The organism is Ruegeria sp. R13_0 (genome assembly GCF_017743995.1).
Classification (GTDB): Bacteria; Pseudomonadota; Alphaproteobacteria; order Rhodobacterales; family Rhodobacteraceae; genus Ruegeria.
Map to the genome: position 1 here is coordinate 1 of NZ_JAGHRB010000037.1, position 10794 is coordinate 10794.

Below are 10794 nucleotides of genomic sequence, written 5' to 3' on the forward strand. Positions count from 1 at the left end.
GTTCTTGGCCAGATCAACGCCGATTGTGGTAACTTGCATGGGGTGGCTCCTCTCATAAGCAGTCTTAGACAACTGCACTATGACGCATTGCGACGCCCGTTGGAGCAGGAGCCATCCACACCATCAGGTTTGGTGAAACCCGCTACATCGCAGCAGAAAACCCGCCGCAGGTGCGAGGAGATGTTGCGTGTGCAATTGCTGCGCCGGCAAAAGGCGGCTAAGTGGCCTTCCAGCCAGGGGGCTTATGGAGAGCGTTCGGTTTGCGGAAATTATAATGGGCTAAATCTAAGCGACTGAGGAACGCTGACGACAGTTCGTGGCAGGTCAAAAAAGCTCACCGCAGATTCGGCAACCGCCGAAGATCTACAAAATTTCTTGACCAGATTAACACCTAGCCGATAGAGGTCGGGCAGGAGAAGCTGAGATGGCCTTTGTAAGCTCATACATACCACAAGAACTGTGCGCGGATAATCGCGACGCAGTGCTTTGTGGCGGCTTCTCTTCGACAGGTGGATTAAGACCCGAGTGATCTAACTCTACCAATATTGTTCGAACCAGGCCGTCTCTTCCCGAGGCGGCTTTTTCTTTTTCTGGAGCATAGACATGGACCATATCATCGAAACGCTGGAGGACGTCCTCCCGCACATTGTCCCCGACACCGGGATCTTTCATTTAGACCATGATGGATACTCGGTGATCAACTACCTCTACACGCTGGACAACACGTTCGACGGCGCAGTAGCCCGGGAATGCCGAGGGTTGAAATTTGACCCCGACGGTAAACTGATCGCTCGGCCGTTCCACAAGTTCTTCAATCTGGGTGAAAAGCGCCCGGTGCAGGAAGAGCCGTGGGATGCGTCTCATGCGGTTCTGGATAAGCTGGACGGCTCGATGATCCACCCGGCTATTGTCGGGGGTGAGATGGTGTTCATGACCCGGATGGGCATTTCCGCACAGTCCCGGGCTGCATGGGCTGTTGCAGGACCTGAGGTCAAAGCACTTTGCGCCGATATGATCGCGGCAGGTTTCACGCCGATCTTCGAGTTCACTGCGCCCGAAAACCGGGTGGTGCTGGCCTATGACGTTCCGCAGCTGACCTTGCTGGCGATCCGGCACATGCGGACAGGGGCCTACATGCCGCACGCGGAGTTGGAGGCTGTCGCCTCCCGGCACGGTGTTCCGATCGTCGCACAGTTCGACAGCGTCGAGGACGTTCATCGGTTCTGGACGGATGCTCGGGCATTGGAGGGTGTCGAAGGTTACGTCATCGCATTTGAAGACGGCCATCGGCTGAAGATCAAAGCGGATGCCTATGTCCTGCGGCATAAGGCACTGGCTGGGCTGGCGCATGAAAAGAACCTGCTGGCTTGGGTTGCAAAAGGCGCGCTAGACGATGTTTTGCCACTACTGGCACCCGAGGCTGCTGCGCAGGTTCAATCTTACCATGACGAGGTCATGAGGGCGGTTGATGTGCAGGCTGGCGAGATTGACGCCTTCGTGTCTGAACACCGGGAGTTGGCGCGGAAAGAGTTCGCGTTGAAGGCCAAGGCAGAGCTTGACCCGCGGTTGCAATCTGTCGCCTTCCGGGCGTTGGACGGGACTCCGCCGAGTAAGAGCCTGCTGGACATTCTGGAACGGGCCGCAGGCTCGGAGAACAAAGTTGAGGCAATCCGGCCGCTCTTCGGTATGCAATGGCAGCCGATCAGCACACCTGAGTGAAAATGGCGTAGGCAGAGATCTCTGCCTGCGCCGACCCTTTGGGTTGCAAGGGTCTTTGCTGGTATCGCGTGCGCCAAATAAACCTGCACCACGCGATTGGAGATCGACATACTTTGGTCGAATTCAAGACGATGATTTTCGCGGGGGGCGATTTGGAAACAGGTGCATCGGATACCAATCCTTGTTTCGCGATACAATCGATCCCTCGTAGTCTAGGCCAACTATTCCCGATGGTTGAAATGAAGGATCACTTGTCCAATCTATCCCGTAAGTCGATGCGATGTTCTTTATTGATTTGGGATCAGTGTAACCGGTTTGATGTTGGATCTCCTGTATGGACATCCCCAATACCAACATTCTTGCGACTGCGACTTGGCGAATTTTGTGCCAATCAAGTTTTGCAGCGTTGCTCATCGGTTTTCGGAGCTCGACCAGAATCTTGTGAGCATCCCTTGTTGTTAGAGGCTCAGTTTTCATCATTCGGTCGTTCTTTCGCATGACAGGAAACACATAATGCTCCGGGTCATAGCCATCTTCGAAAATCTCCAAATAACGATACGTCATAGGGCGAAGAGGCTTCGGAATCGGGACGATCGCCTCGAAGGTTCGGTCAAAATAGAACCCAAAGTTATGCCCAATTATACGATCTGAAAACCAGAAGCGTGTCGAAGTACCAAACGTATCCACTTGATGGACGAAGTAGGTCATTTGCCAGAGCTGAAGCTTCAGCAAGTTACTGATGCTCAAACCGGTTGACCATGCCAACGCGAGTAGAACGCGGTTCCGGCGCCCTCGGATGGAGCTATCCCCCGACTCTTTGATGAGCGCCTGGATATCACGATCCTGCACTGACAACAGCGAGCCGCTTGGTGGCTTTTCGATTTCAGGCAATGTCTCCACCCATAGATAAACTTTTTTCAGCCAGAGATAATGCGTTCCAAATCCGAATGCAATGCTGATATCTAAATCTGAGTGTAAAATCGCGTCAGTGACGCTCAGTTTTGTCTGTTAAAACTCAATAGGTTGCAGAATATCCCAGAATTCTGAAATTCTGTTGCCGTGTGACCAAATGAGTGCAAGTGTTATATGGATCATGAAAAACCAAGCAAACACAGCTAGTTACCAGAGTCTTTCTTCTTGCTAGGGAATTGTCGTTGCGCTTATGCAGTAGCAAAGTCACGATTAGAGACCCGCAAATGCAGGACCTCAGAGAAAGGCATTTGAAGACGCAGTATGAGCTTCAGCGCGCTGGAAGCTCATTCAACGAGATCGCGCGCGAGCTTGGTTTAAGCCACAGCACGGTGCTGTCAGTGAGCAACTCACGCTCAGTTTCAGCCAAGGTTCAGGCAAGGATCGCGGAAAAAATCGGCGTTCATCCAGCTGAAATCTGGCCCGAACGCTACCCCGAATACAAAGGAGATCCAGAATGAGCGGTTAAACTCATGGGCTCTGAATAAGCAAGGCCCCGAGGATTTTGCCGATCCTCAAGGGCCTCAAAATCGTTTACTAGCACGATCTTGCTGACTTCATCCCATCCCCACATCAAAAAATCAAGAGAAAACGCGGCCGACATGTCGGCCGCGACCAGAGCGGCTGTGCTTGCGGCCAACATGGGATGAATAGGAGCAATGAAGGATATTCAATCTGCCTGCGCAGACCTCGCGGGTTATGCGGATTCGTTCGTGACCAACGTGGCAGCCCGAATATCGAAGGCTGACCACCAACGCGAGGCTGACTATGACAATGAGATCGTGCTGAAGGATGCGAAGATTTCGACGCTTTCTGCGGAGATTAGGGTCATCAAAGCTGATAACCGTCGCCTTCGAGCACAGATCAACAAACTGGCGGATATGCAATTCGGCCAATCGAGTGAAAAGTCACCAAAGCGGAAGGATAAGGGCAACGTTGAAGCAGATCATGGAAAAGCACCACCTGATCCGATGAAGCCCGGCCAAGACGGTTCATCAATTGTGTCTGAACCCGAGAAGGTGTCGAAGCCATGGGGTATGAAAGGGAAACAGACCGTCATTATTCCAGCACATCTTCCCCGAGAAGATCGGGTCATCGAGCCGAAGCAGGGTGCCGGGTGCACATGTGGTTGCGCCATGCGACCGATGGGTGAACAAGTGATCGAACGCCTGACCTATAAACCTGCTGAGGTTCGGGTTATTCGGGAACACTATCCCAAATATGTATGCCGGATCTGCGATAAATTTGTGCAAGCAAAGGTGCCACCGCGCGCCTTCGACTATACTCGCTTTGACGATCGGTTGATCGCAGGCCTCGCGGTCAGCAAATTTGCAGATTTCATCCCAAACTATCGCCAAGAGCAGATATTCAAACGTTCTGGAATCAAGTTCCACCGTTCAACCATGGTGCGGCTGATGGACGAACTTGGGAACGCGCTCGTACCGGTTCACGCGGCTCTTACAGCGAACCTGAAGACCAGCACTAAGCTGAACATGGACGAGACGGTTTTATCCCAGTTGCTTCCTGGGAATGGAAAGACGAAGACCTGTTATGTCTGGGCTTTGTGTCGCGACGACCGGCGTTGGCTGGGGAATGAGCCGCCAGGTGTCGTTTTCAACTTTGAACAATCTCGGCGTGGCGAACATGCTGAAGAGATCTTGAGAGGCTTTTCCGGAACACTGCAGGTGGACGGCTATGCCGGCTACAATCGCCTTACGCGTGACGAACGAGATGGCGGCCCTCTAGTCCTCGCTTACTGTTGGGCACATGTGCGCCGGAAGTTCCTGGACGTTTTCAAAGCAACAAAGTCAAAGAAGGCGAACAGCGTTATTGAACTGATCAATGAAATCTATGAAGTTGAGAGGTCTTTGAAGGGCAAGACCGCGGCCATTCGATTGGCGGTGCGCAAAAAAGAAGCGCAACCAATAGTTTTCAGGCTGTTTACGCTGCTTCGCAAACTATCTGGTGAGATTTCGATGAAGTCGACGCTTGGTGGGGCGATCGCATACACAATGAAGCTCCGAGACGGGCTGACCGTTTTTCTCGAAGATGGGCGTGTGGAATTCGACAACAATGCGGTCGAGAACACCATTCGTCCGATTGCATTGCTGCGGAAGAACGCGCTGTTCGCAGGTTCAGAAATCGGCGGTCGCAATTGGGCTCTAATGGCCAGTCTCATCGGTACCTGCAAACTGAACGGCGTCGAACCATATGCATACCTGACTTGGCTGTTCGATCGGATGGCAGCAGGTCATCCAAGGTCGGAGTACGAAAAGTTGCTGCCTTGGCATTGCCCAAAGGGTCGCTTCGGCATCGAATAACGCTGACAGCAATAGATCGATTGAACCCATCTGGCTATGCTAGGTGGGCCATAAGCATGGCATGCAGACATCCGACTTTCTCTGTACAGATCACAAAACGTAGCAACGCGCATCCAGTGATGCATCCATTCTAGTGCGCTGGTAATGCAATGAGATGAATGCAAAACGACAACAGCCATTTCAGGCGAAGATTCCCCGTATCAACGCCGTTAGCCTCTTTAGAAATCAATCCATCTAACCGCTTCTTGTACAGTCAGTTGACATCCACTAAGCCGAGTTCGAAGCTCTACACTGGGTTTGGAAGATAGGGATTGCCTTTGGTAACTGCCTTGGCTGGCGGTAACTGAACCCCAATTTGAGAAAATGATTTCGATAACAAAAAAAGGGCCACTGCTATGACAGAGCAGGTCGCACAAGTAGCTGATCAGCCTGGCCGTGTGGCCACTCCTCCCTCAGGCGATTTCCCGTGTCCACCCGTAAGATCCGCGGAAATGATGCTGCCATTTGGATCACTGTCTTGGGAGAATTTTGAACGGTTGTGTTACAGGCTCGCTCTAAAGCAGGGTGTGTTCGATCACGTCGCCCGATATGGTAGGCAAGGCCAGGCGCAGCAAGGAATTGATATATACGCCCGCACGCCTGATGGGCGGTATTCCGTCTGGCAGGCAAAACGCTATGCGAACTATTCTCCTCATAACCTCAAGTCCGCGATCGAGACTTTTCTCAATGGAAGTTGGGTCGACCAGACTGACACATTCGTGATTGCTGTTCAGGCCTCGCTTGAGGACGTCAAGCTGCAGGATGAGATCGAACGGCAGGTCAAGCGACTGGCTGACATGAAAATCACCTTGGAGGTTCTCGGTGGCGACACACTTGTCGAGCGAATCCGCCCATACAAGGAGTTAGTCTCGGACTTCTTTGGTCGAGCTTGGCTCGAAGCCTTCTATGGTTTCGATCTCGAGTCAGATTTTAAAAGTAGGCTCGACGGTATCGAGTTTGCCAAGGTGAGGACTCAACTAGAACGAATGTACGCCACGCGTTTTAGTTTTTTGGATCAAGGCATAGTAGGTACGCAATTCGAGACCACACCGGGGCCTCAGCGCTCATTGGCTCTTTTGGAGCGGTTCGCCATGACCGATGTGTTCGTCCGTGATCGAGCAGCGGAAACCAGGGTAAGGCAACCTCAGACGCAAATTGTGGATACTGCCAGTCGCGAACTCCGCCCCAATGCTGACCGAGAAAGCCACGGCACAGTTCGCATGGATGAAATTCGCCGTCTCTCTGCCGCCGACTGGCTGAGTGACGGGGACCAGTTGGCGGTCATCGCCGATGCGGGCTCGGGAAAAAGCACGCTATTACGAGCGATTGCGCTCGACCTTCTTGGTAACCAGAGCGTGTTCGCATCATTGGGACAAAGGTGGGGCGACCGCTTGCCGCTAGTAATACCGTTCGCCAAGTGGGCTAAGGCAACAAAGCTCCAAGACGGTGAGGTCGGCCTCAAGGAAGTCGTAGCGCAGACACTGCAACCGCTGCTGACCGGAGATATCGTCTCCTTGGTAGACCGGGCTGTCGAAGAAAGGCGCATCATCCTATTGATAGACGGTCTTGACGAATGGTCTTCCGAACAGGCCGCGCGGACCGCGTTACACACCCTACTTACCTACGTCCAAGTCCACGAGATCCCAACACTTGTATCGGGGCGCCCCAACGGTTTACGCAAGATCGGAGCTCTCCCCCAGTCGTGGAAAACCGCTGAATTGGCTCCGTTGTCACATTCTCAACAAAGCTACCTAGCCAATATCTGGTTCCGACATCTGCAGCCGAAAGATCCCTCTGGAGATTCCGTGCGCGAACTAGATGCTGCCTGGAGGGCGGAACGGTTCCTTAAGGAGTTGAGAGCCGAGGCAGCGCTCGAAGATCTGGCCGGAACACCTCTACTCTTTATCGGTTTGCTCTTTCTTTCCCTGCGCAACATGGCCTTGCCACATAATCGTGCCCAGGCTCTGCGCGCGTTGGTTACTCTCCTAATTGAGTCTCACCCAGAAGCGCGCGCGACCGCTGCTGGGGAGGGTCGCCCGCGCTTCGAAAATGCTGCGACGCCCGAAGTGAGACATCTAGCTCTGGGAGCTCTGGCCTACGCCTCACGCCGGGATGGTGGTGATGCGGGGTATAATCGAGCTGAAGCCTCCTCGGCGATTGTTAAAGTGCTCGTCGGCAGAGGGCATGAGATATCGACTGCTCAGGAGGTCGCGACGGAACTGCTAGCTGTCAACGCTGAAACTGTAGGGTTGCTCGTAGAGAAAGGGCCTGAAGATGTTGGCTTCGTGCATGCTAGCCTCGAAGAGTACCTTTGTGCAGTACACATTCAGAGCTGGCGGTTTAAAGACCTAATTGGCTTTGTGTCAGAAAATGCTGGTAACTCGCGCTGGCGCAACGTCCTGCGAAATTTGGTGAGCATTAACGTGCGTCCTGACGAAATTGACGAAATTGTCGAGGCGCTTGAGAAGTCGGACCTGGATGTCACCGGTGATATTAACCGACGCCAACTGCTCGCAGAGATCGCATTCAGCTCATCAGCTATTAGCTCGCAAACCGCTGCGAGGCTTGCGGAAAAAACCTTTGAGACAATCGAGGGTTTTGGCCTCGCTTCCGAGCGGGCGGCCATGGTCAGAGTCTGTATTAACGGGTTAAGTAACCCCATCTTAAGACCCGCAGTTGAATTCCGTCTGCGGAGATGGATGCCCAGGCGAGTCGCGTATACGAGTCAGATATACGAAGCAATCGCAACTTGGCCACGAAGCGAAGAACAATTAACGACCTTGATCAAGGGTTTGGGTGACGAAGACCGATACGGGGCGCGAACCGCAGCAAGATGTCTGGCAGAGGTCTACAACGATGATCCCGATGTGTCGGCACGCTTGTTTGACCTCGTGTCTCCCCAGACCGATTTAACGGTTGTGGCGGGTGCGATCCAAGCGCTCGTGCTCGGTTGGCCGCAAACAAACCTAGCTCCCACGATCGATGATCTTGCCACTAGCCGCTCGCTATTGCTTGAGGCCACGGCAATCTGGGCCCGAGTAAAACTTGGGCTGCATTCTGACACAGATCGAGATCGATGCCTCCAGCTTGTGGATGACCGTTCCGCTCTCGAATACTATGATAGTGACATCGTCACAGAAGCCTTGTTAACCGGGTGGAAGAATGATGACGTGCTCGTAGAGGAAGCACTGTCGGCATTGGGAGATCGCGGCGTTCGCTCCGGGATGAGCCGGACCGTGGCCATGACTGTACTGCTCATGTCAGAGCCGGGACGCCCAGCAGTCAGGGAATGGCTGTTGGAGGAACTTGAGCAAGACTATCCGTTGAACACCATGAGTCGGAGTCTGTGGTCCAACCTAATTGGCTTCGCTAACCAAGACAGTGCCATTAAAGAGGCGGTTGTTTCCAAGATCATTTCCGATGATTTGAACTTCCTCGATAATGACGTCTGGCCGCTGATCGCTGAGCTAGGCGATGAACGGTTACGTGACCACGCAATCGGGCGAGTCAGAAGTAACGAAGGGTTTGGACGGTACTGGAGCCTTCTCCCACTCCTTAAAGGGTGGGCTGACGATACCAAGGTTGTCGAATTGGTTCAGGAGATGATTGCTCTCCCCGATGGCGACTTGGGTATGATCGCTGCTTTTATTCCTAACTTATACGATGACCCCGGTGAAGCACGTGCTCGACTAATCCGCATCTTACGTGAGCAGCCGGAGGCACGCGCCGACCTCATTTTCAAAGCCATAATCGAACTGGGTTCTGATGACACTGACGAAGATACAGTAAAGGCTATCTTGCCTTGGTTAAACGCGGATAACTCATTCGCCGAACCGTTGATGGCATACATTTCTTTTTCAACACACCCGGCGGTTCGCGAGCAGGCCTTATTGCGTATGGAGCAATCCGAGCCACCCTTCGACATACTTGCAAGAGCATTTCCGGACGAGCCGAGAATTAGAGAAGCCGCTTTGTCGGCTGCCTCGGCCATTCCACGAGAATTGCGCGCCGTCGTCGTCGCATCTGCGGGTATTAGCGGAGATCGCCACCCAGCGCTCTTTTCAGTTCTTGAAAGCTACGGTGTAGAGACAGACTATCTATTTGGTGTTCAACTATCTGTGGATTATCACCAACTTCGGCAGGCCAGAGGTGACGTTGATGGCCTTGTTGAGCATCTAGTTGACGAGCTAGATCGGCCCGGGCCCCGCTTTGAAGAAAATCGAACAACCGCGTTTGCTGGCTTGGTCGTCCTGAATGAACCTCAAGCGGTCCTGAAGAGCACCCATAGGACTGGCAAGGTCCGTATACGGTCCTATTTTGGCGAAGGCGTGAGCAGCGCACTTGGAACTCTGATAGTCAGGAAGTGGGACATGCTCAAATCTAAGTTGGGCTCCGACTTCGTAAACGCGGTACTAACTGATGATCGTTCGGTCTGGGGTGATATATCTCGCTTTGCTGGTCCTTACCCAGACGTGCGTCGAGACTTCTTCGATTGGTGCATGAGTGAAGAGAACATAGGGGTTACGGCATTACGGACTTTGGCCGAACTTTGGCCCCGTAGCGGTGTACTCCTTGAACACGTACTTAGAATCCTGACTCATAAGGTGCGTCGCGGCTCCTATGCATTGCCCATCATAATCGCCGCCGCCGAGATCCTGAGAGACCAGTTCTACTCCCCAGAGTATGTGGCGGAGCTTAGGAATTTGTTTAAGGAGACACCTGAGGTGGGTCCCGCTGTGGCGTTGGCAATCCTAGATCCGACCTGTCCAGACCTTCACCGGTCGAGAATTCCAACCCTCGAATTTGGAGTCAATCACGGCAACTGGTTGGGCGCCGCACAAATTGCATCGCGATTGGATCCGCCGGACGTTTTCGTGGCCATTGTCCATGCTGTGGCGGATCGAGCGGTACAAATGGGCAGTTCATCCCAAGCACTGATCACTGAAGTTCTTGTCGAACGGGTCGTACACGATTCTGAGGCACGTGAACGCCTGCGTGCTAGCCTTAATGGAGAGGTTTCACCGGACGGCTTGGTGGCTGTGGTCTCTATCCTGGCACGGGCCGGGTATCTTGATGGCGAGCTCCTCGACATGTGTGCAGTCAAGCTCTCAGCAGAACAGGCTCGCAATGGCATCCCGATCGCTGTGTTCGATATTAATCGAGATACGATTCGACCCTATTCTCATGTCCTCATGGAGTTCTTCCAACCAGGAGGTACTGGTTAAGCACCACCCGCACCGCTGGAGGGATTCTCGGACATAACGGCTGGGAACGAGATACGTCATTTAATCCGCCTCTATATTGGCGCTTAGCGCCAATATACACCGAGGTCGCCTCTACAGACAGGCCCCGAATCCGGGGTCGGATGCAACGCTTACGGGCCGTAAGGACACAAATATGAATTTCCGTATTGGCGCGTGGCGCCAATATAGGCTTTAGATGCCTATGCCGGAAGACGCCAATTTGGGGGTCAGATGCAACGCTTACGGTTGATGCTTAGTAGCCTGAAGAAGAAAATTTCCGCACCTGAGACTTCTACAGTGCTTCCAGCGGTATTCCTGGAAAGCAAGAAGCCTCGCGTGATGCGAGGCTAAGTGTTTGTTTTCCGGCCTAGAAGTTTGGTTGCGGGAGTAGGATTTGAACCTACGACCTTCAGGTTATGAGCCTGACGAGCTACCGGGCTGCTCCATCCCGCGACACTTTGGTTTGGTCTACCGCCTATTCGGCTACTTGAGACCGATTGTTG

General features: G+C 53.2%; 5 protein-coding genes and 1 tRNA gene. 4 read left to right on the top strand and 2 right to left on the bottom strand.

Translation table 11 applies throughout. The annotated features are described in order from the left end of the window. Positions 1 to 603 precede the first annotated feature (603 nt). Entirely contained in the window at positions 604 to 1719 is a 1116-nt protein-coding gene (locus tag J7394_RS22565; RefSeq protein ID WP_209256212.1) for an RNA ligase, read from the top strand. A 123-nt stretch (positions 1720 to 1842) separates the two neighbouring features. Here J7394_RS22565 and J7394_RS22570 read toward each other — a convergent pair whose 3' ends face one another. Then, positions 1843 to 2610, bottom strand: coding sequence for a site-specific integrase (locus J7394_RS22570; RefSeq protein WP_209256213.1), 768 nt, complete (start codon positions 2608 to 2610; stop codon positions 1843 to 1845). 305 nt (positions 2611 to 2915) lie between these two features. Here J7394_RS22570 and J7394_RS22575 point away from each other — a divergent pair, with 305 nt between their 5' ends. From J7394_RS22575 to J7394_RS22585, 3 genes are all read left to right on the top strand, one after another. After that, positions 2916 to 3149 (top strand): helix-turn-helix domain-containing protein, encoded by a 234-nt coding sequence (locus J7394_RS22575; protein ID WP_209256214.1) that lies wholly within the window; start codon positions 2916 to 2918, stop codon positions 3147 to 3149. Positions 3150 to 3347: 198 nt separating this feature from the next. Then, entirely contained in the window at positions 3348 to 5009 is a 1662-nt protein-coding gene (locus tag J7394_RS22580) for an IS66 family transposase (protein WP_209256215.1), read from the top strand. A 491-nt stretch (positions 5010 to 5500) separates the two neighbouring features. Further along, on the top strand, positions 5501 to 10273 hold the full coding sequence (locus J7394_RS22585) for an NACHT domain-containing protein (RefSeq protein ID WP_209256216.1): 4773 nt from the start codon (positions 5501 to 5503) through the stop codon (positions 10271 to 10273). Positions 10274 to 10667: 394 nt separating this feature from the next. Here J7394_RS22585 and J7394_RS22590 read toward each other — a convergent pair. Continuing rightward, positions 10668 to 10744: transfer RNA gene (locus J7394_RS22590), tRNA-Met, on the bottom strand. Between the last annotated feature and the right edge of the window lie 50 nt (positions 10745 to 10794).

What these genes read in the sequence shown, in the direction of transcription:
- J7394_RS22565 (WP_209256212.1), top strand. Translation starts at nt 604, where the DNA reads ATGGACCATATCATCGAAACGCTGGAGGACGTCCTCCCGCACATTGTC.
- J7394_RS22575 (WP_209256214.1), top strand. Translation starts at nt 2,916, where the DNA reads ATGCAGGACCTCAGAGAAAGGCATTTGAAGACGCAGTATGAGCTTCAG.
- J7394_RS22580 (WP_209256215.1), top strand. Translation starts at nt 3,348, where the DNA reads ATGAAGGATATTCAATCTGCCTGCGCAGACCTCGCGGGTTATGCGGAT.
- J7394_RS22585 (WP_209256216.1), top strand. Translation starts at nt 5,501, where the DNA reads ATGATGCTGCCATTTGGATCACTGTCTTGGGAGAATTTTGAACGGTTG.